Below are 25,741 nucleotides of genomic sequence, written 5' to 3' on the forward strand. Positions count from 1 at the left end.
ATTATATAAATGAAAAAAATGTTTCTTAACCGATCTTTAAGTATGCTGATACCCGCAGTATTTTTTATACTGACAAGTTGTGTCGCTCAAAATGAAGAGCTTTCTTTAAAGTCTAAGGACAATCAAAATAAGATTGAACTGTCTTTAAGCCAAGACGGGAAATTGTCTTATAAAGTTACTCGCAAAGACCAAGCGATAATTTTAGATTCGCCTCTTGGATTAAATTTCGAGAACAATGATTTTACTGCAGGACTATCTGTTGTAAAAGTTTCGCCAATTGAAGAAAAGCGCGAAAAATACGAACTAAAAGTTGCGAATAACAAAGTTGCAGATCATGTTTTTAAAAGCAAAAGTATTACATTCAAAAATAGCAAAGGCGCTTTAATGACAGTAGATTTAATTGCAGGTCAAGAAGGTGTTGCTTTTAGATATAAGTTTCTGGAGCAGGAAAAACAAACTAGAATACTTAAAAATGAATTGACTGGCTTTCATATAGCTCAGAATGCAAAAGGATGGTTACAGCCTTATAACAAAGCAGGAGATTATACGCCAGGTTATGAAGATTTTTATATTAATGTCAAGTCTGGAGATCCTATAAACGGTGCAAGAGGTGAATCTGTAGGTTGGTGTATGCCCGCGCTTTTTAATGTTAATGAAACTAAAAATTGGGTTTTAATTGCAGAATCAGGAACAGACGGTTCGTTTCCGGGCTGTCATTTAGATCCAGATTCTAAAGACGGAATTTACAGAATAGCTTTTGCTAAAAATGATGAAAAATTCACACTGCCTTTAGCTGATAAAGGAATTGCATATCCTGAATCAAACTTACCTTGGACAATGCCTTGGAGAGTAATTATGATTGGCGACAAAGCAGGAGATATTTTATTATCGACTATGATTACCGATTTGGCTCCAGCTTCTAAAATTACAGATACTTCTTGGATTGAAACAGGAAAAGCGGCTTGGTCGTGGTGGTCACATCCAGAAGATTTTACTCCTGAAATGTATAACAAATTTACTGACGTTTCGGCTTCATTCGGTTTTAAATATACACTTTTCGATGCAGGATGGGAAAAAGCGAACAAAGAAGGGAAAATTGTCGATTATGCATTGTCTAAAGGAGTTCAGCCATTAGTATGGGGATTTTCAGCGGAATACTTTGATCCAGAAAAAAGAAAAAAGAGATTTCAGGAATTATCTAAAATGGGAATAAAAGGTGTAAAAATTGACTTCTGGTGTTCAGATAGGCAAGAAGTTATGGCTGCTTTACAAGGGGTTTTTGAAGATGCGGCAAAAGAACATTTGTTGGTGAACTTGCACGGAACGACAGTTCCAAGAGGCTGGCATAGAACATGGCCGAATTTTGTAACCGCAGAAGCTATTTTAGGAACAGAAAGTTATTTTTATGAACCAAGATTTCCAGAAAAAGCAGCAGAACAAAATACCGTATTGCCTTTTACAAGAAACGTTGCTGGGCCAGCTGATTACACACCATTTGCTTTAACTTTTAGAAAATATACTCGTTTAAATACAGCTGCACATGAATTGGCTATGGCAATGATTTATACTTCGGGAATTATCCATTTTGCCGATTCGGAAGAAGTTTTCAATTCACTCCCGAATGCATTGAAGAATTTGCTAAAAGAAATGCCTGCAACTTGGGATAAAACAGAGTGCATTATTGGTGAGCCAGGTAAGGCGTTAGTATTGTCACGCCAAAAAGATAATCTTTCTTATGTTGTTGGTATTAATGGGACTAATGCAAATCAGCCGATAACAATTGATCTGAAAAAATACGGAAAAGGTTTTTCAAAATTCAGAATTATTTCTGAAGGAAACGATAAGTTAATGGAATTTAAAGTAGAGACTTATCCTGTAACTTCAAACTGGAAATATAGCTTGGCTCCAAAAGGAGGATTTATTATCCAATTTATTAAATAGCAGAAAATAGAAAATGATCCCCATCATGAATTTGATGGGGATGTTTTTTTGTTTAAAGTTCTAATATAGAATTTTTTAAAAAGTAGTTTTTTTTTATTCTATGCATGCTTATGATTTGATTAATTTTTTAGGATGAAAAAAGCTTGTATCACTAATTTTACACAGATAGTTATTTTTTTATGAAAAAGCAATCGAAATAAATCAGCCGAGAATTTGGTTCACTCCCCGGATGTAGCTACAGTACTGTTGACCACAAATTAACAAGCGGTATATCAATTTTAATACCAACGCTAAAAATAGTAGCATCAAAAGCTCTTTCATTCAAAAGCTTGACAGAACCATCTGATTCTGTAATGCTTGAAGTTTTCAAAGGAAGGAGCTTACAGCCGGCAAAAACGACAAATGGTGTTTTGCGTAATGCATACATAAAGCTAGCTGCCGGGCTAAATACTTCAGAGAAATGGACATCTTTGGAATAGTATTCATTTGAATTCACTAAATAATGGTTTACAATATTACCTAAGTCAATAATATCGATGGTAAAACCCCAATTGTCTGGTTTATTGTTTTTTAAGTTTGACCAAGTATAAGCAAAGCCAATTGGAGCAGTAATGCCTACAGTATATTGTGTTTCTAAAGAAGTTGAAGCTTTTGCCCAAATACGGGAACCTTGAATTCCTACGTAACCATTTAGATCAATTGATCTTGAAACTCTTCGTTTAAGTTTATAAGAGGTAGGCGGTAGTGCGTGGGAGTCAATAACATTTGCAAGATCATCCGCGTTTTTAGTAGCTAAGATATCTCCGAAAAAAGCAGTAAGTTTGAGAAGCTTATCTTGGTACTTAAGTTTAATGCGTTCCTGTTCATTATTTATCTTGGTGTTTGGAACAAAGCTGAATTGCTGTCTAATCAGTGAGTTCAATAATTTTTGGCTGTCTAGATCTCCATTTTTTTGTTTATTATCTTCCATTAAAACAAAGGCTTTCAGCATAAAAAGAACGATTGAGTTTTTAATTTTTAGGGATTCGGACAATTGAGCAATGGTTGTGTTAAAATCTGGAGCTATAGTTTTGATAAGTTCGTCGTTACTGTTTTTTTTGTTTGGTTCAATGAATTTGAGAAAGGTTCTTATTCGTGCAAAATTTTGCAATACACAGATAGTATCCGTTTGATTTCTGACCATGTACAAATTTTGATTTTCAGGTTTGTTTTTCAAGTAATATTTAACGCCAGAAATTGCAAAATAAAATTCTCCATCTTTATAATTAAATTGTGTAGCATCATAATACATTTGTAAATGAGTATTAACTTTATCAGTTATTTTTATTTTATCAATCATTTCCAAAGTTTTATGAATGGCTTCTGAATAATTTTTGTTTTGAATGTTCTCATAAATAGAAATGCCCTGTTTTAATATTTCAATAGTATCTTTATTAGGGCTTATATCTGTGCTTAGATATTGCCTATAATCTAAATTATCGATAATCTGAAGTGTATTTTGCCATACATTATAAAAGTTGTCATTTTGTCCATTTTCTTTTTTTTCTAGTGTTTTTTGGTAGTCTTTATTCACTTTGTCAAATTGACTAAGAGATAATAACAAATTACCTACCCATTTGGACAACGGTTCTTTGCATTCATTAAATTCATCATTGAAAAAACTTGCGAATTTTTCATTGCCGTATTTAAGTTGGATTAACTGTCCTAGCGTGCGCCATTGTATTTGAGTCATTCCGCTAATTTCTTCATAAGATAACAATCTGTAGTTTTTCTCTCCATTTACTAAGTCTATCGCAAAAAGTTCATTTGTAATAATGTATAAAATAGAAATAGAGTTTTTAAGCAATTCCTTCATTTGATTTTCATTACCCCTTTCTAGAAAATCATAATAAGGGTTGGTGTAAAAGTAACGGATGATATCTCTATAGTTGTACTTTTCTGCCACTAGGCGGTTGATATCATAACCGAAAGTTGTCGATGTAAGAAGAAGTTCTGTCTTTTTGAAATTATTTTCAAGAATAAAATTTTTAACCCAGCTGCTGTTTGCTAGATTTATAGGCATTTTAACAAAATCGGAGGCGATTGCATAACGCCAAGCCACACTGAAGTTAGGAGTTTTAAAGTCTTCTAAGTTTTCGATCAATCTGATTGTCTCTGGAAAGGCTTCATAAATAAGTGGGTTTTTCATGTTTTCACGGATTTTGTCCATAAACCAAATTGCAGTTTCCTGCTGTGCCCTTTTTGCTAAAAAGATAGCCATAGCGTTAATCATGTCAGATTCTGAGGGTAGACTATATGTTGGAGTGCCTGCCCGCTGTTCAGCGGTCTGTATCATTGAATTAATATGAATTTCTTTTTCTGAATTTGTAATGTCAGGATTAGTAAGATTTTTTAATTCAATATGAAATGTTTTATCATATTTCAAAGCATACATATCAGCGTATTCATATACGTTTTTATTGAATTGCTGGTGTTTTGTGTTATACTCATCGGTTAGTATTTTTAGTCTAGCAATTTCTTGTTCAATCTTTTTAGAACTAGATAGTTGGTTGATTTGTACCTTCTCCAAGAAAATTTTATTTTCAGCATCCAAAATGCTTAAAGAGCTAGTGTCTTGTGCTTCTAGATGAGTTTTATAAGTGTTTAATAAAGAAATCTTAATTTTAATACTATCATTTGCTGATTTCCCAGCCCTTATTTCTTTGCTTTTTTCTTCAAGAGAAATTAGTCTATCAGTCAAACTAGCAATTTTATCATAATCAGAAAAGTCATAAACGCTAAATTTTGAAATGATATTTTTTTTTATTAGTTCGCGCTGAATTCTATCATTATATAGAAAAGCACCAATATAGTTTGTTTCCTCTGTTTTCTGGGGGGGACTATAATTTAAAACTAAGGAATCAGCTTTAGTTGCAGATATGGAAGAAATTAACGAAGCGTAAACTTTACTTATTTGTGGAGAACTTAAGTTTTCCGAGGTTATGTATTTGCTCAAATAATACAGATTATATACTGGTAGTTCATCATTTGTCGAAGTAAGAGTATTAGACACGGTCTGTCCAAATGCCAGATTTACTGCAAGGCATAACATAAAAGGAAGTAAAGGTATTTTCATGACTCTAATTTTGGTTAGTTATTTTCTTGAAAAGGTATTTTTGGAAGGCAACTTTGAATTATTAGTGTTCCATTTTTTTAAATTAGTCGGTTATTTATGTTGTTTTTAATCTTGCCTGTCTTGTTAAGGCAGGCAAGATTTTAATTTTAAGTATGAAATTATTTGTTAGGGGCAATGTCACCACGGCGAATAGGCACATGGACAGCTTTGTACTGCGACGCAAATTTTCCGTTTTCTGAAGCAGCTTTAGCAGTAAAGAAATTCTCTAAAGCAATAGCGACCTGGAAAGAGAAATCGGTTGAATATACATTCGGATCCATAGAAGTTCCGCATTCTATATTCTGAAACCACTCCATCCATATTTTTCCTCCTCCTCCAGCAGGTGGGTTCACGCCTCCATCTGGAGCGGCATTAGGCGGAACAAGTGATGTCACCGCAGGATATTGAGCTGCATTGTGGCAAGACATGCAAGAAACCGTATTAAGATCGGCAGGACCGTCTAATCTTCCATTCCATCCAAGATGTTGTGGAGGCAGATTTGGACTTTCGAAAATTACTGTCTCTTTCAAATCTTTGTTTACTTCAGTTTTAATTGGAGGATAAGGTGATGTTTTGTTAATCTTGTTTTCAGGATCATTTCCCCATGTAAGTCCAACAGGCACAAGATTCATCAATTTGTTTTTCTTATTGAGCTTACCATTGTAGCAAAAAGTTCCAAATACCCATCCGGTTCCCTGAGGATTGCTTGGACTTCTGTCTGCTCTAGGATCGCGCACAGAGATATCCATCTGCAGAAGGTGAACATCAGAAACTACTCTCTTATCAGATTTCCAGAAATTTTCGGTTATATAAGCTTTCCAAGTCAATGGATTAACTAGGTAGTCTACGAAATCTGTGCCTTTTGGCGCATCGGTGAAAAGCAGTTTTATGAAGACAGTACCCGTTGGGAATCCGCCATTATCATAACGTTTGTCCAGTACTTTTATATTAGGATTTTGTGGAGATTTCCACATTTTACCCATAGCATAACCAGCTTTATCATTGATAAGGGTGATGGCATAAACAGAATAGTCACCTTCAATTCCTTTAAGGCCAGGGCCTAATTGAAGAGGTCCAAGAGGCGCTTCTTTAATTAAACCATGAAAGCCTTCCGTACCTCCGTTTGGCGGATAAGCATTTGGGCCTTCAACACTTGGATGTAGCCATGGAATGTGGTACCAATTACGAACTTTGTTTTTGTATGGATCCCATTCCTCAGTATTTCCTTCAAAACCATAGTCGCGTACAGCTTCGATATATTTTAAAGGTTCTTTCTTGAAATCTATATCAAGAAATTTTGGCATTTCTTCTGGCAATTCAGTTGGGAAATCTGTTTTTAGACGAAAGATCGGCTGATCAGAGTATTTATCTCTGTATTCCTGAGGACTTACCATGTAACCGAAGTCAGGAAATCCATCCTCTTCATAATTTTTCTGTTCCAATGCTGCTAGGGCAAGGTTCTTTTTTTCTGCGACAGGTTCTTCGCGTTTCTTGTCGCAGGAAGCAAACAAAATGAAAATTGCTATAATAAGCGGGTTTAAGTGTTTCATAAATTGAAGATTGGGTTAATAGTTTATTTATTGGCTAAATTGTTTTCAGTAATCTCACAAGCTCTGCGTACTTCCTGTACAGTAGCAGGAGCATCTAATCGAAATAGAGGAGATAAGCCACGCTCTACTCTTGAGGCTCTTATGGCATCTTTTATAGCAAAAAAGACACTGTTGGCAAGCACTAAAGGCGGTTCTCCTACCTCTTTGGCTGAAAATATCTGGTTAGGATCTTCAGGAATGCTCTGAACAGACTTTTCATCCCTTGGAAAAAGATAGGTATTCATTTCTAACGGAATTGTGGTTATAGCAGGAATTTTGTATCGCCAAGTGTTAGTTGAATTTAAACGCCCGATATCCGGACCTTCTGTTTCCGATACTAACTTTTCAGTTAATAGATATCCAATTCCTTGAACGAAAGCGCCTTCAATCTGTCCTATATCAATTGCAGGATTCATACTCCATCCCATATCATAAATAATATCAGAGCTGATGATTTTTACTTCACCAGTAAGGATATCTACTTCAGTTACAGAACATGCAACTGAATAAGTGAAACCCACAAAGGAATCAACACCGCCACCAAGTGAAGCATCTTTTATGCGTTCTACACCTGGAATATTTGGCTGATCTTTTTCGGTTTTAAATGTCATGGCAGGAATCTGTATTTCGCCGCCTTTTATTTTAGCATTAAAAGTGGCGATAAGATTTACCCTTTGAGAGGCGGCTAAACTGATTAGATTTTGCCATATCATGGCTTTATTTCCTGGATTTGGGGTAATTTTTTTAGCCCAACCTTTATTTTCGCCTGCGCCGTAATTCCAAAAATCTATATTTTTATTTTTGCACCATTCTTCGCCATTTTCATTTAGCATCTGATAGCCAAATTCCATAAGCCTAGATCGCATTTCCTCGCAGGTTTGTTTTACGGCTTCGCATGAATAAGGAGTTCCTGTAGAACCTCCAGTACTTGTTGGGTTAGGAGTGATGCTTGTATTTACATTGTCAATGAATATCATTTCCATTGGAATTCCCAACACATAAGAAGCTACCTGCTGTGCTTGTGTAACCAGACCTTGCCCAATTTCAACGCCACCCTGATGAATTACCACGGTTCCATCAGCTGGATTAATAGCCACAACAGCCGCTGATTGTTCCAGCATAAGTAAATTGTATCCTGACCCATATTTTACAGGAATCATAGAAATCCCCCTCTTAAACCATTTGTTTTCTTTGTTGAATTTTTGGACTTCTGCATATTTTTTTTCAAATTTTGAAACTTCTTTAGCGTAAGCCCATACCTGTTTCATGTAGCAGTAAGTAAGTGCCTGACCAAATGGAGTTACATCTCCACGGTCATAAAGATTTTTTTCACGCAGATCTTCGGGTCTCATATTGATAGAAACAGCAGCATCATCAATGGCATTTTCTACAATATTTTTTCCTTGTACATCCCCAAAGGCGCGCATCGCTGTGCTAGGTGCGGTATTGGTTCTGCATACATCGATCTGGCTTTCAAAGTTTTTAATTCTGTAAGCATTGTCTGTACGCAACTGGATGCAATTGGAAACAATAAAAGAACAGTCATAAAAAGCACCGCCATCTCCCCACATTTTGAGCTGGAAACCATGAAGTATTCCTTTGTTTTCAGGTTTATATTCACCAGTGTCCACAGCAATTTCGTATTCACCATAATAAGCATGTCGTTTTCCTATCATAGCAGTATCTTCGTCACGCGGCATGGCTATTCTAACAGGCTTTTTCACAGCTTTCGCGGCAATAGCAGCAGGTCCGGCCACAAAACGAGTCTGTTCTGTTTTTCCTCCAAATCCACCTCCAACAGGCGGTACATTTACTTCTACTTGATGATGATACACTGCTAATGCCGAAGCAACTGTATCGTGCATTCCTCCAGGACTTTGAACAGATGGTTGCACTTTTATTCGGCCTTCATCTATAGGAGTTGCAATACAAGCTTGCGGTTCCATATAAAAATGAGCCTGTCCGCCACAAAGCTGTGAAGAGTTAACCACTAGGCATGGAATATTGTCTACTTTCTCTTTTCTTTCAGTTATGGATTGCTCACGCATTAAAGTTTCAAGTTTAGTTGGCTGCTCTTTTGTCCAATCAAACTGGCTTCCTGGACGAGTTATTTTCCAGATATGAGATATAAATGGAGTTGTAGTGGGCGCGTCGGGAAAGATGCTTTCTTTTTTGATTGCATCAAGAAAATCGAAAATAGGTTCACTCCATTTTCCTATCCAAGGCGTTCCTGGTTTTGTGTACTGAATATATTTTTCTGAAACCTCCGTAGCAATTCTGATTGCTTCCTGTTCGTTTGAAGCGAGTACCATAGCAATAGATTGACCAACATAACTCACTAGTTCTTCTGCAAAAAGTGGCTGGTCATTTCCCATTCCTTGATAATTACGTCCTCCGTTTTTAACATTTTCATAAGTTATGATATCACTAAAAGCAGGAAACTCTTTTTTAAGGTGTAGACGCAATTCTTCAATCTCAACTTTTTTATTATTTACTGCGAAAGAATAATTCATCAGGGCTTTTCGGCTTTGCACAAATGCTCCGTTTAAAGTTTGAGGAGGCACTGGAAGCTCATGTGTGTAATGAATCTGTCCTGAAGTCTGATACATGGCCGTAACCTTGATATAAGGCTGTGCAACTGGCGCTTTGTAATCTTGTGTTTTATAATGCTGGACACCATCGCTTGCAGGCCATTGGCTCCATTTATTTTCAGCCGCCGAAGTTAGGTTTTCTGGAATTTGGACTCCTTTAGCAAGTAGAGCGTTAATAATAGATTTGTAAAAAAAGGATACAGCTAACTGCGTTCGGTATTCTTTAGTGAAATCCTCATTAGGAACTTCTCTCATGCGCTCTTCCTGAAGATCGAGTTCTTTTCGTACTTCTTTTGCCAGAATTGCCGAAAGTGTAGCAGCATCTTTGAGTTCCAACTTTTTATTTATCATCGCTTTTTCAGTCTCTGTTGCTCTCCACGGATATGGAGCAATACCGCCCAGAGCAATTATTGCCGACTCCATAATCTTTTGATTATTAATTTTGAAATTAGTAGTAGCATTTACAATACTGTGCGCATTTACCTCACGAAGTGCCACTTTTTGAGCAAATACAATAGCATCCGAATTTTTCAACGGAATCTCATACGAGCTAAGAACAATATTGTCCGCAAGTTTTGAATCTTTTTTTATCGCTTCTAGAAGTTCTTCTGTTGTTTTTGTATAAGCTTTAAATTGACCATCTTTTTCTAATTGGAAATAACTGATTTTTATATCTAAGGCAAATAAGACAGTAAAAAGATCTGATGGAAATGGCTCGCCTGTGCCTTTTGGAATATGTTTTAGAACGAGCATCGTGTTTCCGCCAATTGTGGCAGCGTTACGGACAATTCGCCCAGCGGTTCTGCGTGCCATATAGTCTAATGCTTGTAGCGAAGTAACATCCGATTTGGATTTGCTTTTGGCACCTTCTTTTACTTCAATATATTCAGAAAGTATTTCAATAAAGCTGCTATAAGTAGTACTGGCTGATAGATGAATATGATCTTCGGTTATTTTTTTATTCTCGTTTAATTCTGGAATAAATCGAATGTCAGCGTAAACAGTATTTGGCAGATACTCATTTTTATAAATTCCGTAAGAGGTGTTTGCGTGTACCAATCTAACGTCTTTGTTTTCTTTTAGAATTTCTGCGAGTTCCTCTAGTGTAGTCGGAGCAGCCCATCGGTTGGTAGAAACACCTATAGCCGAATTTTGTGCTTCTTTTGGGAAAGGTATTTCTAATTTACCCGGTAATTGGGCTTTTCCCACAGGATCGAGCATGCAGGGCATCCTCTTTTCCTCATCATCCTTACTCCAGTCAGAAGCAAAAGTTTTCATTCCTGTAAGAATAGAACGATATCCTGTACAACGGCATAAATTACCGTCAAAAGCTTGTTCAATTTCTTTTTTGGTGGCGTTTTTATTATTGATTATGAATTCTGACATATTCATGACAAATCCTACGCTGCAGTAACCGCATTGGCTTCCGTTGTTAAGCGCCAATTGATAGGCGACTGGGTTTATCCCTGTATGTGTTTCTTCAGATGGAAAATCAGAAATATTTTTTATGAGTTTTATATCGGCTGTACTGTTTCCGTCTTTAATGGCACGGGCAACTTGTTTTAGGACAGCAAGATGTTTAACTCCCGCTTGCTTTTCAGCCTCTTCTAATACTGGAGAATAATCTTCACCTGGAGGAGCAGGCATGCGGGTTGAGCTGGTTTTTTGTACAAAATGTTCTGGATCGGGTTTTCGGGCAGCTCCAGTTCCTTCAATAGTAGTAATAGAAAGGCCTCCTATAGAACATACGGGTCTTAGGCACGAGTTTATTGCCAGATGATTGGGTTTCTTTTCTTTATTATCCCATTCTGATAAGATAACTGTGCATCCACCGCAGCCCCCTTGTCCGCATGGTTTCTTTGGCCCGCAAAGAGCGACTTCGGGAGATCTTAAATAATCAATTAAAAGTAAATCAGGAGAAGGGTTCTCTATAACCGTAGGTTTCCCATTTAAAAAGAAATTTACCGTGTTTTTCATAGTAGCAAGAATTGATTTGGTATTTTGATTTTTTTATTTTTAATAAATGGAATAAATCAATATGGAATTCAATAGTAACCAGACAGGAAATGCTAGACGTATTGCATACAGATTTTTTTTGGCGCAGAGTTGTTTACTGCTATTGAAATTTTTCTGTCATGCATTTTCACAACAGGATTTCAACAGTATAGGAGTATAGAAATAGGGGATTTTAATAATGGTTTATCTTAGAAGAATATAACATTGGCTTGTCTAGAAACATTTCAGACAGTAAAATACATTAATCTGTAAATATTCGATTATTAAATCATAACAAATGTAAGACGACGTTTCAAATTACAATCAGGTAGTAATACGTGTTTTTTTAAGATAAACCCTATAAAATAGTTCTTGCAATAGGGAATTACTATATTGGGTAAAGAAAAGTAATCTGCAGTTTTCAGTAGTTTTGTTATGAATGATGAACTTCAAGGTGTAATCTATCTATCTATTTAATTAATGGAAAAAGATTCTTAGCTGTCTGGTAGATTTGGATCAAAAAAAAAAGGAAACAGTAAAGACTGTTTCCTTTTGATTATAAGATGGTTTTATTTATTTGCCACTAGATGCAGTTATTTTTCCTAGCTGTAGTCTGTAGTCTGGTCTTCTTGCATTGTAGATATCTACAAAGGTCTCTTTATTATCGGTTTGAGAATACACATTAGAGAAAATGCTGTTGCCATACCAATTTTCCAAATCTGAATTGTCAGAGCTGTTCTCCGTAAAGATGTTGCCAGTACATTGGTTGAAAAACATCTCTTCAAATTTGATCTTTTTCAGATTATCATTATTCATTTCAGTTTTGCTGTCCAACAATACTGCAGGATTAAAGCCTGATACAACACTTCTTTTCAATTCCAGAGCAGTATTTTCGCCAACATAAACAGCTTCTTTTACTAAACCAGCTTGGATATCGGCTTTAATATTTTCGCTATCATTAATAAGAGTAATGTTAGAAGCAGAAACGAAAGTCGATTTTCTAGTGAAATCTGTTTCGCTTTTCTTTTCATAAGCTTTTACCTCTAGACATCTTGAACCGTCTTTGTTACTTGATAGGTAAGAAGATCTCACTGCAAGTGAATTGAATAGACGACATTGCGCTCCTTGAGTGATTTTAAAATCATCATTGATAGATTTGTAAGAAACTAACTGTGACGCATTTAAATCTCCACCGTAAAAGGCAAAAGAATCGCCTCCTGAGAAACTTACCATAATGTTTTCTAAAACGGTTTTATTTCCTGCTCCAGCAACTGTAAGTCCGTTAAAGGTGTCTCCTCCTTTTACTTTTCTACCAGCAAATTCAATTCGGATATATTTTAAGATTCCTGAGCTGCTAGCTGTATTGTTGCCTCCATATACGGTAAGGGCAGGATCAAGATCCATGCTATAAGAGCCCGCGCCACCAAATTTATTTACAGGTGCATCACCTAAAACCACTACGCCACCCCAGTCGCCTGCTTTTTTCATGCTTGCATTTGAGGTAAATATGATAGGATCTGTTTCTTGGCCTTCTGCCATGATTTTAGCTCCTTTTGTGATAATTAGAGTTCCTTTGCTTGCTGCATCCCCAATAATAACTGTACCAGGATCAATAGTAAGAATGGCATTATTGGTTACATATACATTACCTTGAAGAATGTATACGTTTTTTTTCATCAGTTTAGTATTCTGAGTGATATTACCAGCTAGAATCTGATTTGCATCTTTAGATTCGGATTTTTGAGGTTTAAATTCTGTCCAGTTGTCCAACCAGTTAGCATATCCGATAATTCCTTTTTCTTGTTGTGCTTTTGCCGCTGTCGCTAACAGTAAACAAATCATTAGAGTAATTTTTTTCATAGTCTTGGGGCTATTAGTTATTACATTTTTTTGGCGCTTCTGAATCTAGTATTACTGTTTATAATTTTGCCAAAGCAGAAAATAGTAATGGCAATAAGAAACACAGATTTTTATTTTTGGAAGAGCTTATAGCAAATATACGCAAAAGATTAGACTTTATGGGGCTTTACTAATATTTAACATTTGTTGAAATGATTATCAGACAAAAAATAAGCTAAATTTTTCTATAAGAAATTGTAATACAATGCCGAGAATCATGTCGGTGTTTGTTTTCTCTTTCTAAAAGGGATTGATTTAGACAGATTTTCTTGCATTTCTATGCTACTGGAAATTGTATAACATCTGCTTGATATTGAATGCTTTATGAACTTTTTTGGTTTGTAACTTTATGATTAGGTTAAAAAATCAATTATCAATAATAAAAAAGAAAGTTATGGCAGAAATTAAAATTGAAAAGAAGAAGCCTCTTTGGTCATGGATTCTAGCCCTGCTTTTGATTGGTGCAATTGTATACTACATCTTTCTAAGAGACGATCAGATGCAGGATACAAATAGAACAGAAATCGAAAATTTTACTCCAACGAATACTATTGGAAATTAGTTCTGATTTGAGTTATAAAATACAATTTATAAAATTAGCAGAGAACATGGAAAATAAAGATAGGAATTTATACATGCTCGATGAGCTTTCAGATTATAAAGTAGCCTCGGACATTCTGATGTAAGAGGATGGAAAATCGTACATGCCGATAATCGAACGATAGGTACCGTTGACAATCTCCGGGTAAACAAAGATATGCAGCGCGTTGTGTATCTAGGTGTAAAAGTCGATAAGACTTTAATTGAGGATAGTCAACGAGAGGTTCATGAAAATATAGCGGATGCAAATGAAAAAGAATTTATGTACCTTGATGGTGACAGTCATCTTATTATACCGATTGGTTCGGTGAATATTAATAAGGATACTAAGATTGCAATGGCAAGAGGTATTGGATATGATATCTTCAGAAGGACTGGTCGCTTCAATACACAGCAGCGATTTGACCGAAATTATGAAAGGGCGGTATTTAAATCGTGCTATCCGGATATTGATTAAGGTTTAGGTTATGACAGTGATGATGCTTTTTACAGTCGAAAAGAGTTTGGAGAGCGTTAAATACAATTTTTAGTTTAAATACTCTGATTAGATTGATTTTATTAAGAGGTTAAAGTTGAGATCAGATGTCTGAGGATATCATGTCTTTTTATTGGTCTCACATTCGGGTTTAAAACCCTGCAATTTATTGCATTACTTTATTAATGCGAAAAAATATAAACTTTTGACTTTTTTTTGTTTTGATAAAAAGTTTAAAATTGAGAGACTTTTATTCTCTCGTCAAACAAACCTGTACACTTTCAGTTCAGAGTGGTTTAGTCATTTATGGTTTGTTTTTTTTAATCTTAGCCTTTTAATGAGTTTGTATGCTTCGAACCATAATACAGATATTGAAGCAATAATAACTGCTAAACCTAATTCTCTTATAGTGAGTCCCGTTAGATGGAAGAATTCAGATAAAGGATCTATATATAAAATGGCAAATAGTATAATAAGTGTTGAAAAGCTGAAGACAGGAAAAAGAATGTTTTTATTTTTGAAGCTTTCATAAAGACTGTAATAAAACGAACGGTTGGTAAGACTCAATAAAATATTGGCAAAAATTAATGTACTGAAAACCATTGCTCTAGTTTTTTCTTCACTCCCGCCATTTTGAACTGTATGTTGATAAATAAAGAGAACGCCACCTGTTATTAATAATCCTTGAATAATACTGATAGAGAGTTCCTTCCAATTGAGAAAAGTATCGGTCATTTTTCTCGGTTTATTTAGCATTGTATTGCGTTCCATAGGCTCATTTTCATATACAATAGAGCAGGTTGGTCCCATTACCAGTTCTAAAAAGATAACGTGGACTGGCGTAAATATCTGTGGAAATATCCAGCCTAGAAACAGGGGAAGAGAAACGGTAAGTATAATTGGGATATGAATAGAAATTATATACTGTACGGCTTTTTTTATATTAGCATAAATTCTTCTGCCTGAAGCAATGCCTACAATTAATTTATCCAGATCATCATTGGTAATTACTAAAGCCGCCGCAGCTTTAGCAATCTCAGTTCCCTTACTGCCCATTGCCACACCTATATGAGCTGCTTTGAGAGCTGGCGAATCGTTTACGCCATCTCCAAGCATAGCGACAACTTCCCCTTGCATTTTTAGTGCATTTACGACAGCAAGTTTGGCATCAGGAAACATACGTGTGAAAAGTATTTTTTCTTCAGCTGCTTTTAGGAGCTGTACTTCCGAATATTCCATTATGTCTTTTCCTTCTATGGCTTGAGAGGTCTGTTTTATTCCTGCCTGTAGCGCTATGCTTCTAGTTGTATCTATATTGTCTCCAGTAATTACTTTTACTTTTATTCCTGCATTATAGATATGGCTAAAAACATCCTTAATGCCCTTTTTCGGAGGATCATAAAAAATCACTAGCCCAAGAAAGTCAAACTTGAAATCCTGTTGCTTGTCGGGATAATTAGTACCATAAAAATCTGATCTAGCCACGCCTAAAATTCGAAATCCTTGACTGCCAAGGTTCTGAATGATACTGCGTATCTTATTTTTTTCATTTTCATTAAGTGCCGAAACATTAAGAATAGCTTCAGGCGCACCTTTTGCTGCTATAATCCGTTCCTTTTCTGTGTTTTCAAAAAGATGCGTCATCATTGGAGGTTTGCCTTCAAGCGGATATTCGTGTATCATTTGAAAATCTTGACGTCGATCGTCTCTTTGTGATAGCTCATACAAACGATGCAAGTTTTTTTCCATTGGATCAAATGGCACAGGCTCGCTACTCCACATGGCATAGTCAATAATTGTAGATAGGTTAGGATTATTAAAATCGTTTTCATCAAAAATTTTGTCCGATGCAAAATTGTAGATGTGTTTGAGCTGCATCGTATTTTCTGTGATAGTTCCAGTTTTATCAGTACATATAACCGTTGTACTGCCCAATGTTTCCACTATGTTGCTACGTTTGACAATAATTCCCTCACGCATTAGCTTCCATGCACCCAATGCCATGAAGGTAGAAAAAGCTACGGGAATTTCTTCTGGCAGAACAGACATGGCAAGTGTCAGCCCATTGAGTAGACTGTCTAGAAGGTTATCTGTGTGATAGTAATTAATGATGCATACCATTACAAATATAGCAATCCCTATAATAGCCATTCCCTTTACAAATAGTGCTATCTGTAGTTGTAAAGGCGATGTTTCTTCTTTTATTTCTGAAATAGAAACGCCTATTTTGCCTATCCGCGTTTCTTTTCCTATTTTTTCGACTTTGATTACGGCTAGTCCTGAAACAGCTAAAGTTCCACTGTAAACCTTATTGTCATCACTTTCATTGCTTTTAAAAACAGATAAGCTTTCACCTGTAAGAGAAGACTCATTCACAGAAAAATCATTGCTGTGCATAATTTCACCGTCAGCATTAATCATCTTACCTTCTTCAATAATACAGAGATCTCCTATAGTAATTTCATGAGTGGGGATTTCAATAACATATGAGTTTCGGATAACTTTGCTTAAAGGTTCATTGAGTTTCTCTAGTGCTTCTAAAGCTTTTCTACTGCGATTATCCTGATATAATGAAATGGTGGTAACCGCTGCAATGGCCAATAACATAAAAATAGCCTCACCGTAATCTCCTACGATGACATAAATAATTGAAATAGCAAACAACAGCACAAGCATGGGCTCTTTAATTATATTCATAAGAAGCTCCTGCCACGTATTTTTATCAGCACTGTTTATCTGGTTGTAACCGTATTTTTTTTGTGCAACAGTTACTTCGTTATCGCTAAGTCCTTTGAGATGTTCAGGTATATTGTAAGACATAGATAATTAGGTTAATCCGATAATGATTTTTAAGGGATTGAAATTTAGTTGATTAATGCCTAATGTAATAGAAAATATAGTATAAATATAATGAATAATGTTGGAAATCAGTGTTTTGGGAAGTTAAAGAAACGATGGATGTTCCTAAAGCTTCATTAGTTCTTGTTTTTTAGTTGTTTTTAATCTGAAAAAAGAAATACAACATAAAACGAAAAAGGTTTAAAAAATATTGATATATATTTTAAACCTTTTTAATACTTTAATTTAGCTTATCGTTAAATTTCTAAATACTTCAATATTTTAGTGCTAATATTTTCAGCTGTAAAACCGAATTTTTGATCTAAAACTGAAGCAGGAGCGGAGTAGCCAAAATGATCTAATCCGTATACAATTCCTTGAGAACCTGCTAAACCTTCAAGATTAATAGGAAGTCCGGCAGTTAAACCGAAAACCAGACCGTCTTTTGGAATTATACTTTCTTGATATTCTTTTGGTTGAGATCTGAAAATGCCCTCAGAAATTATAGAAGCAACATTTATTTTTAATTGCTTTGTTTTTTCCAATTCAGAAGCCGCTTCTAAAAGAGTGGCAACCTCAGATCCGTTTGCAATTAAAGTAAGATCTGGATTTTGGGTTTCTTTAATTAGATAACCGCCTTTTTTAGCTTGTGATGCCGTCTCGAACTTTGGATCCTTGTACGGAAGATCTTTGATGTTTTGTCTTGAAAGGATTAATGCAGTAGGAGTTGTTTTATTTTCAACTGCCATTTGCCAAGCTACCGAAGTTTCAGTTGCATCAGCTGGACGCAGTACCAAAAAGCTTTGATGACCCGAATGGTTTTTAATTTTTTCTAAAAGCCTGATCTGAGCTTCTTGTTCAATTGGCTGATGCGTTGGTCCATCTTCTCCAACTCTAAACGAATCGTGCGTCAACACATATTTTACAGGAAGCTCTTGAATTGCAGCAAGGCGCATTGCTGGTTTCATATAATCAGAAAAAACAAAGAAGGTAGCTACTACAGGAATTACGCCGCCATGCAGAGCCATTCCGTTTGCAATTGCTGCCATTGTAAGTTCGGCAACACCAGCTTGAAGAAATGCTCCGCTGAAATTGCCTTTTTGCATCACTGAAGTTTTTTTCAAGAAACCATCTGTTTTATCGCTGTTAGACAAATCGGCAGAAGAAACAATCATGTTTTCTACTTTTTCAGCCAAATAACCTAAAACCTCCGCAGAAGCATCGCGTGTTGCGGCATTAGCCTTTTGAGATATAGAGCTAAAATCCATTTCAGGAAGTTCTCCGCCGAAAAACTGCTGGATCTTTTTAGCAGATTTAGGATTTTGACTTTCCCAAACCGAGATTTTTGATTTTCTTTCTTCAGCATCCTTAGTTTTTTGTTCTAAAACTTTTTTATAATGGTCTTCAACGCTGCTGTAAATGGCAAAAGAATCTTTTGGATCAGCGCCCAAGTTTTCAAGTGTTTTTATAAAATCTGCTTTTGTTGCTCCGATAGGTTTGCCATGAAGTTCGCATTGTCCTTCGTATAATGTCCCGTCAGAAGTAACACAGCCTTTTCCCATTATTGTTCTTCCAATAATAAGCGTAGGCCTTTTTAATTCGGCATTTGCGGCGTTTAGTGCAGAGCGTATCTGAGTATGATTGTGAGCATCAATAGTAATGACCTTCCATCCCCAAGATTCATATTTTGCGGCCGTATTTTCACTCGTTACTTCGTCGGTCATAGAAGATAATTGCACATCATTAGAATCATAAAACATTATAAAATTGTTTAATCCTAAATGTCCTGCAATCCTTCCAGCTCCCTGCGAAATTTCTTCCTGAACACCTCCATCTGTTATAAAACCGTATATTTTATGATCAAATAAATTATCGAATTTTTCAGATAGAAATTTAGCAGCAATGGCAGCTCCAACGCCCATAACATGCCCTTGTCCCAACGGACCAGATGTGTTTTCAATTCCTCTCTTTACATCAATTTCTGGGTGACCTGGCGTTACAGACTCCCATTGTCTGAAGTTTTCAAGATCTGTTTTTTCATAATTACCCAAAAGATAGTACTGAGCGTACATTAAAGCAGATAAATGCCCGGCATCCATAAAGAAACGATCTCTGTAAATCCAGTTCATTTCAGTTGGATCATATTTTAGATATTCAGAATATAAAATATGCATAAAATCTGCTCCTCCCATTGATCCTCCAGGATGTCCAGAATTGGCTTTTTCAACCATTGATATTGCTAAAGCTCTAATATTATCGGCTGATAATTGGTCTATTGTCTTGTTCATTACTACTAAATAATTATTTTTCTATTTCTAGAGTTTGAGTTATTATATTGGTTTTTGTTTGATTTTTTTCATCTGGCTGAGAGCCTCCAACTGCTATCTGAATTTTGCCTCCATACTGTTTTAAGCTTCCGTCTTCTGTCACATAGGAAAGATCTTCTGGAGAAAGATTAAATTTGACAATAGTACTTTCGCCAGGTTTCAAATTAAATCTTTCAAAGCCTTTAAGAGTTTTTAAAGGCGCTTTTATTGAGGTGTTTTGATTAATTATATACAGCTGAGAGACTTCTTCTCCTGCCATCTTTCCTGAATTTGTTACTTTGACAGAAATAGTAATTGGCTGTCCTTTTTTTATTTTTGCTGAAGTTTTTAATTCACTGTATTTGAACTCTGTATAACTTAATCCATAACCAAAGCCGTATAATGGAGTGCCTGTAAAGTAACGATATGTTTTATTATCCATTTTGTAATCAACAAAAGAAGGTAAATCAGAATCGTCTTTATAAAAGGTTACCGGAAGCCTTCCGGCTGGATTATAGTCTCCAAAAATAACGTCGGCAGAAGCCGTTCCAGCAGCTTGTCCGCCGTACCAAATATTAAGTATTGCTGGAATATTTTCTGCTTCCCAAGGCACAGCAATTGCACTGCCGGTCATAATTAGGAAAACTACTGGTTTTCCAGAAGATTGAAGTATTTTTAGAAGTCTTGTCTGCACTTCTGGAAGCAGGATAGAAGTACGGTCTCCGCCATTAAATCCAGGCGCGTCAACAGGCATTTCTTCTCCTTCAAGTTGAGGTGAAATACCTCCTGCAAAAATGAATGCATCTGCATTTTTATGGCGTTCAATTAAATTATTGAAATCTGTTTTTATAAAATTCCCTGTCTGTAGAGATACTTCACCTTTTCCTTCACCTTGCCAGTATTCTAATACTAGCTTATATACCGTATTTTTCTTGGTTTGGAGTTTGTATGTTTTTTCTCCCCATCGGTTTTTGTCCCAAGCGTTTATGGCTTCTTTTCCATCAATTATAAATCTGTAGCCGTCATCTGCGCGAATTTCAAAAGTAATTGCGCCGTCTTCATCAGCTTTAAAATTTGTAGTATAGCGTGCTGAAAAATGATTTGCTTTGATATTTTTGGTAACCATTTCTCCTTCTTGCCAGAAATTATTTATTTCAGATTCTGTTCTAGTCGTTTCTGGCTGGCCCGATAAGGTTTTGTTATTGAAATAGTCTGCCTTAAAACCTTGTTTTCCTTCATAAGAATATTGATTTTTAAGATCTTTGTAAACTAGCAAAGTATCATTTGTAAAGTTGATGGCTTTTTCATAAACTACTTCGGTTTGTGGTCCAACTTTTTCTTTAATGCCTTGTAAAACTGTTGTTAGTTTGGAAGGTGTCCCGTTGTAATTGCCAAGTATAGAGATTGAATTATCTGCATTTGGACCTAGGACAACGATCTTCTTCAGTTTTTTGCTTAATGGAAGTGTATTTTTATCATTTTTAAGCAATACTATAGATTGTCTAGCCATTTTTAAAGCGTGATCCTTGTGTTCATCAGATTCTAGAACTGAATTAGGAGTTTGCGCATATTTAACCATTGATACAGGATCAAACATGCCTAGTCTGAAACGGATCATAAAAAGACGTTTTACGGAAACATCAATTTGTTTTTCAGTGATTTGACCATCTTTAACAGCTTGAACAAGCGATTTGTAAGCATCTGTTCCGCAATCAATATCTGTTCCATGAAGTACTGCATCGGCTGAAGCTGATGCAGCATCAGGATGTGTTTTATGATTTTTGAAAAAGTCATCGATGGCCCAGCAGTCAGATGTGACATAACCCGTAAAATTCCATTGATTCCTTAGAATATCATTCATCAAAATATCGCTGGCACAGCAAGGCTGTGTTCTAAATGCGTTATAGGCACACATCACCCCTGCAACTTTGGAGCTTGTAATTAACTTTTTAAAAGCAGGCAGATAGGTATCCCAAAGTTCGTATGGCGTTACATCCACATCAAAAGTGTGGCGTAGAGATTCTGGTCCGCTGTGTACCGCGTAATGCTTTGCACAGGCCGCAGCTTTTAGGTATTTAGGATCGTCTCCTTGAAGGCCTTTTACAAAAGCATCGCCCAAAACAGCCGTCAGATAAGGGTCTTCTCCGTAAGTTTCTTGTCCGCGTCCCCATCTTGGATCTCTAAAGATGTTAATGTTTGGCGTCCAGTAGGTAAGTCCTAAATAGCGTTCGTTGGTTCTATTAAGCTCGACAGCTTTATTGTAAATGGCTCTGCCTTCTAGAGCAGAATAATCGGCCATTTTGAAAAGTGAATTTTTATCAAAAGTAGCGGCCATTGCAATAGCCTGTGGAAAAACTGTTGTTTTAAAGGGAGTTCTTGCAACGCCGTGAAGCGTTTCGTTCCACCAGTCATAAGCAGGAATTCCCAGCCGTGGTATGGCAGGTGCCGCATTTAACATTTGCGCTACTTTTTCTTCCAATGTTAATTGGCTCACTAAGTTTTCTACTCGTTCTTCAAAAGTAAGATCAGTATTTTGAAATGGAAATTTAGGGTCTTTGTTTTGTGCCGTACACCAAAGCGAGATTAATACCAGAATTTGATACTTTAATTTTTTTGTTTTCATATGAATAATTTTTACTGATGTTGCGAACTGATGGAGTGCTGTATTTTTATTAAAAAATAAATTGCAACCGATTGTGTAAAGAAAAGAAAAATATTTTAACTTTAGATCATTATTTAAAAAATAATGCCTTTTTACTGTAGTATTAATGATTTTTTATGATAAAAATTTCATTTTATATTGATTTTAAGTAAATTCGTTGGTAAAGTGAAGAATAGTAGTGTTGAAATACTTGACCGATTTTTTAAATTATATTTAAAATTTACGACTAATCATATAGTAAATGGAAGAACACAGACATGTAACAATTTATGATATTGCAAAGAGACTTAATCTGGCTACATCGACAATTTCAAGAGCTTTAAAAGACCATCATACCATAAGCGATAAGACTATTAAGAAAGTTAAAAAGACAGCCGAAGAAATGGGATTTGTTCCCAATACTTTGGCAGCGGGGCTAAGAGGCAACAAATCTAAAACTATTGGCGTTTTAATTCCAACTATCACACAGCCCTTTTTATCATCTTTAATTAGTGGTATTGAAATCACTGCCAGAAAATCTGGCTACTCCGTTATTATTATGCAATCACACGATTCTTATGAAGAAGAGGTTAATATGACCAAATCTCTTTATAGCAGTAGAGTTAGCGGTGTTGTTTGTTCACTGGCGATGGAGACAAAAGACACTTCTCACTTTCAGCAATTTTCAAATAATAATATTCCTCTTGTATTTGTTGATCGTGTGCCTAAGGACTTTAATACATTTAGGGTGGTGATTGATAATTACACTGCTGGATATAAAGCAACAAAACACCTTATTGACCAAGGTTGTAAAAGAATTGCACATATGACTGCAGGTGCAGAATTTGGTAATCTTTATAATGAAAGAAAAAGAGGCTATATAGATGCACTGACAGATCATGGACTTCCATTAAAAGATGAATTGATTATAAATTTGAAAGCCATGACTTATGATGCTGGTGTTAAAGCCTGCAATAAGCTGTTTGGACTAAAGACACTGCCGGACGGTCTTTTTGCACCAGGAGATATTCTTGCGGTAAGTGCCGTGCAAACTGCAAAAAAGAAAGGAATAAGAGTTCCGCAGGATTTTGCTGTAATTGGTTTTAATAATGATCCCATTTCTGAAATAATCGAACCGAATATCACAACTATCACGCATCCCGCAGAAAAAATGGGAAAAGCGGCAGCCAATATTGTCATTGATACGATAGAATCTCATAAAGAAGAAGAAGCAAAAGAAATTACATTTCTAAATACTGAAGTACTGATCCGAGAATCTTCAAAGAAAATTTAAAATTTTTGTCCTTTAAAAAACCGCTATTGCATTTTATGTAATCGGTTTCTTTTGTTGTATCAGATTAAATTTTAATGGAATAGCTGCTTAGACTTTTTCCATTTGAAAAGCACAGAAAGACTAGGTAAAACCAAAATAAAAGAGTTTTTTTTAGAATAATTAGCAATCGGTTGCTGAATGAAAATTACCTAATTAAAGCAAAGTAAATTTGTATTATATGTTTTTTTTATATAATTTTACACAACCGATTGTTTTTTTATTGAATCCAATATTATTTTTGCCATTCTAAAAAATGACATCACTTGCAACAATATTAAGAGAAGCAAATTGCATTACGAACAAAGAATAAATTTAGCTCAGAGAATTTGATTTCGTGATATTTACAAGACCTGGATATTAAACAGCTATCACCATCTAGTGCAGATCGAAACTGAGCTTAAAGAAAGAAGAAGTTAATTATTATAAAGAAAAATATCCCTATGCCTGAAGACAGCATTGAACACATTAATTTTGAAGAAATCAATAATCAGGCTATTTCGAAGCCTTTAGTATCCCATATCTACACTGCCGATCCTTCGGCGCATGTATTCAACGGGAAGATTTATATTTATCCTTCGCATGATATTGATGCTGGAATTTCGTTTAACGATAACGGTGACCATTTCGGAATGGAAGACTATCATGTTTTTTCGATGGAAGACATCTCATCGGAAGCTGTCGACAATGGGGTTGCGCTCCACGTGGATGACGTTGCTTGGGCCGAAAAGCAGATGTGGGCGCCCGATGCCGCGTATAAGGACGGAAAGTATTATTTGTATTTTCCAGCCAAACGCGCCAGCGGAATTTTCCAGATTGGCGTTGCTGTTTCAGATTCTCCCGTAGGGCCTTTTGTTCCTGAAAGAGATGCCATAAAAGGCAGCTACAGCATCGATCCTGCGGTTTTTGAAGATGAAGATGGGAAACATTACATCTATTTTGGAGGAATCTGGGGCGGACAGCTTCAGAAATACCGCAAGAATAAATATCATGAAAACAATGAAGAGCCTCTTGCGGGTGAAAAAGCCTTGGGGCCGATTGTGGCTTTGTTAAGAGACGATATGCTCGAGTTCGCTGAAGAGCCGAGAGAAATCCAGATTTTGGACGAAAACGGAAATGGGCTTCTGGCAGGGGATAATGGGCGTCGTTTTTTTGAAGCTTCGTGGGTGCACAAATACAACGGAAAATATTATTTCTCCTATTCGACGGGAGACACGCATTTCATCTGCTATGCTATCGGAGACAGTCCGTACGGACCATTTACGTATCAGGGAAGAATTCTGAATCCAGTAATCGGGTGGACATCGCACCATTCGATCTGCGAAGTGGAAGGCGAGTGGTATCTGTTCTATCACGATTCAAGCCTTTCAAAAGGGGTGACGCATTTGAGAAGCATGAAGGTTACCAAAATAGACTATCTGGAAGATGGTTCGATCGTAACGATTGATCCCTACGGAATAAGAAGATTATTTGATTAGAAGAGGGTTTTAATTTTATTTTCTATGAAAAAAGAAGACTCAGAAGAGAGAGTAGGTTTTAATTTAAGTCAAGAAAATAAGATAGAAATTGACTGTGTAATATTCTGTTTTGAAGACAGAAGCCTAAAAGTTTTGCTTGTCAAAAATGAAAATGATGCAACGAATGGTAACTGGAGATTGCCTAGTGCCAGTTTGGAAGAGGGGCAGACTATATTAAAAACGGCACAAAAGATTTTGAAAAAGTATATTTCAGAAGATGACTTCTTTTTGGAACAATTACGGGCATTCGGCTATGACTCATCAGCATCATTTCGCGAAAATATCTCAATCGGATATTATGCAATGGTGAGCAAAGAAAAAAAAATAGATGATGACGAATTGCAATCTAATGTGATCTGGGTTGACGTACACAATATAGCTGATTTTGAGGAAAAATATATGGCAGTAATTGATTTCAGCATTAAGGAATTGCGAAAGAATATTTGCTGTAGCGCAGTAGGCTTCAATCTTTTGCCTGAAAAATTTACTTTGCTTCAAGTAATTCATTTATATGAAATAATATTAGGTATTAAAATCAATAAGACTAATTTTAGAAGAAAGATTTTGCAGAGAAGATTAGTTCGCGGTCTTGCTGAAAAAGAAGAGGGCGTATCAAACAGGGCTGCTGAATTTTATAGTTTGAATGTGCCAAAACATGAAATATTTTGGAATGCAAAATTCAATTTTAATTTTTAAAGGAATTTATTTTGATTTGTTAAGATTAAAATCATTAATTCTAATTTGAGTTATGTGATAGCCAAAGAACGTTATAAGTGTGTTATTATTAAAATGTATAATAGATGTAAATAGCTTACGAAGATTGGCGTTACTATATCGTGCATTTTTATAGAAATACTTTAGTAGC

General features: G+C 35.8%; 13 protein-coding genes. 6 read left to right on the top strand and 7 right to left on the bottom strand.

Annotation, left to right across the window (positions count from 1 at the left end; all coding sequences use genetic code 11):
- Positions 1-9: 9 nt before the first annotated feature.
- Positions 10-1,941, top strand: coding sequence for a glycoside hydrolase family 97 protein (locus tag NU08_RS17220; RefSeq protein ID WP_129748349.1), 1,932 nt, complete (start codon positions 10-12; stop codon positions 1,939-1,941).
- Between the two features lie 235 nt (positions 1,942-2,176).
- On the opposite strand, the gene NU08_RS17225 is transcribed toward NU08_RS17220, so the two are convergent.
- The 4 genes from NU08_RS17225 to NU08_RS17240 all read right to left on the bottom strand — a co-directional run bounded on the left by NU08_RS17225 (position 2,177) and on the right by NU08_RS17240 (position 13,130).
- On the bottom strand, positions 2,177-5,056 hold the full coding sequence (locus NU08_RS17225; protein ID WP_129748350.1) for a hypothetical protein: 2,880 nt from the start codon (positions 5,054-5,056) through the stop codon (positions 2,177-2,179).
- Between the two features lie 158 nt (positions 5,057-5,214).
- Complete coding sequence (locus tag NU08_RS17230; protein WP_129748351.1) at positions 5,215-6,645, bottom strand: hypothetical protein; 1,431 nt, start codon at positions 6,643-6,645, stop codon at positions 5,215-5,217.
- 23 nt (positions 6,646-6,668) lie between these two features.
- On the bottom strand, positions 6,669-11,252 hold the full coding sequence (locus NU08_RS17235; protein ID WP_129748352.1) for a molybdopterin cofactor-binding domain-containing protein: 4,584 nt from the start codon (positions 11,250-11,252) through the stop codon (positions 6,669-6,671).
- A 591-nt stretch (positions 11,253-11,843) separates the two neighbouring features.
- Positions 11,844-13,130 (bottom strand): hypothetical protein, encoded by a 1,287-nt coding sequence (locus NU08_RS17240; protein WP_129748353.1) that lies wholly within the window; start codon positions 13,128-13,130, stop codon positions 11,844-11,846.
- A 433-nt stretch (positions 13,131-13,563) separates the two neighbouring features.
- Between NU08_RS17240 and NU08_RS22385 the strand changes: the two genes are divergently transcribed.
- Together NU08_RS22385 and NU08_RS17245 are read left to right on the top strand one after the other, a co-directional pair.
- Positions 13,564-13,731, top strand: coding sequence for a hypothetical protein (locus tag NU08_RS22385; protein ID WP_165352476.1), 168 nt, complete (start codon positions 13,564-13,566; stop codon positions 13,729-13,731).
- Positions 13,732-13,890: 159 nt separating this feature from the next.
- The gene (locus NU08_RS17245) at positions 13,891-14,226 is read left to right on the top strand and encodes a hypothetical protein (RefSeq protein WP_242502585.1); all 336 of its coding nucleotides are present in this window, start codon (positions 13,891-13,893) and stop codon (positions 14,224-14,226) included.
- A gap of 318 nt (positions 14,227-14,544) precedes the next feature.
- Here the strand turns inward: NU08_RS17245 and NU08_RS17250 are convergent, their stop codons facing one another.
- From NU08_RS17250 to NU08_RS17260, 3 genes are all read right to left on the bottom strand, one after another.
- Positions 14,545-17,064 (bottom strand): cation-translocating P-type ATPase, encoded by a 2,520-nt coding sequence (locus NU08_RS17250; RefSeq protein WP_129748354.1) that lies wholly within the window; start codon positions 17,062-17,064, stop codon positions 14,545-14,547.
- 275 nt (positions 17,065-17,339) lie between these two features.
- Positions 17,340-19,370, bottom strand: a complete 2,031-nt coding sequence (locus NU08_RS17255; RefSeq protein ID WP_129748355.1) for a transketolase family protein — start codon at positions 19,368-19,370, stop codon at positions 17,340-17,342.
- 13 nt (positions 19,371-19,383) lie between these two features.
- Positions 19,384-22,011, bottom strand: coding sequence for a glycoside hydrolase family 3 C-terminal domain-containing protein (locus NU08_RS17260; protein ID WP_129748356.1), 2,628 nt, complete (start codon positions 22,009-22,011; stop codon positions 19,384-19,386).
- A gap of 280 nt (positions 22,012-22,291) precedes the next feature.
- On the opposite strand from NU08_RS17260, the gene NU08_RS17265 reads away from it, so the two are divergent.
- The 3 genes from NU08_RS17265 to NU08_RS17275 all read left to right on the top strand — a co-directional run bounded on the left by NU08_RS17265 (position 22,292) and on the right by NU08_RS17275 (position 25,572).
- Entirely contained in the window at positions 22,292-23,323 is a 1,032-nt protein-coding gene (locus tag NU08_RS17265) for a LacI family DNA-binding transcriptional regulator (RefSeq protein ID WP_129748357.1), read from the top strand.
- Positions 23,324-23,802: 479 nt separating this feature from the next.
- On the top strand, positions 23,803-24,837 hold the full coding sequence (locus NU08_RS17270; RefSeq protein WP_129748358.1) for a glycoside hydrolase family 43 protein: 1,035 nt from the start codon (positions 23,803-23,805) through the stop codon (positions 24,835-24,837).
- Between the two features lie 24 nt (positions 24,838-24,861).
- Positions 24,862-25,572: an NUDIX hydrolase gene (locus tag NU08_RS17275; RefSeq protein WP_129748359.1), complete on the top strand. Its 711-nt coding sequence runs from the start codon at positions 24,862-24,864 to the stop codon at positions 25,570-25,572.
- Positions 25,573-25,741: the final 169 nt, after the last annotated feature.

This window comes from Flavobacterium anhuiense (assembly GCF_004151235.1).
Taxonomy (GTDB): domain Bacteria; phylum Bacteroidota; class Bacteroidia; order Flavobacteriales; family Flavobacteriaceae; genus Flavobacterium; species Flavobacterium anhuiense_A.

What these genes read in the sequence shown, in the direction of transcription:
- NU08_RS17230 (WP_129748351.1), bottom strand. Translation starts at nt 6,645, where the DNA reads ATGAAACACTTAAACCCGCTTATTATAGCAATTTTCATTTTGTTTGCT.
- NU08_RS17250 (WP_129748354.1), bottom strand. Translation starts at nt 17,064, where the DNA reads ATGTCTTACAATATACCTGAACATCTCAAAGGACTTAGCGATAACGAA.
- NU08_RS17220 (WP_129748349.1), top strand. Translation starts at nt 10, where the DNA reads ATGAAAAAAATGTTTCTTAACCGATCTTTAAGTATGCTGATACCCGCA.
- NU08_RS17260 (WP_129748356.1), bottom strand. Translation starts at nt 22,011, where the DNA reads ATGAAAACAAAAAAATTAAAGTATCAAATTCTGGTATTAATCTCGCTT.
- NU08_RS17225 (WP_129748350.1), bottom strand. Translation starts at nt 5,056, where the DNA reads ATGAAAATACCTTTACTTCCTTTTATGTTATGCCTTGCAGTAAATCTG.
- NU08_RS17275 (WP_129748359.1), top strand. Translation starts at nt 24,862, where the DNA reads ATGAAAAAAGAAGACTCAGAAGAGAGAGTAGGTTTTAATTTAAGTCAA.
- NU08_RS17255 (WP_129748355.1), bottom strand. Translation starts at nt 19,370, where the DNA reads ATGAACAAGACAATAGACCAATTATCAGCCGATAATATTAGAGCTTTA.
- NU08_RS17265 (WP_129748357.1), top strand. Translation starts at nt 22,292, where the DNA reads ATGGAAGAACACAGACATGTAACAATTTATGATATTGCAAAGAGACTT.
- NU08_RS17240 (WP_129748353.1), bottom strand. Translation starts at nt 13,130, where the DNA reads ATGAAAAAAATTACTCTAATGATTTGTTTACTGTTAGCGACAGCGGCA.
- NU08_RS22385 (WP_165352476.1), top strand. Translation starts at nt 13,564, where the DNA reads ATGGCAGAAATTAAAATTGAAAAGAAGAAGCCTCTTTGGTCATGGATT.
- NU08_RS17235 (WP_129748352.1), bottom strand. Translation starts at nt 11,252, where the DNA reads ATGAAAAACACGGTAAATTTCTTTTTAAATGGGAAACCTACGGTTATA.
- NU08_RS17270 (WP_129748358.1), top strand. Translation starts at nt 23,803, where the DNA reads ATGCCTGAAGACAGCATTGAACACATTAATTTTGAAGAAATCAATAAT.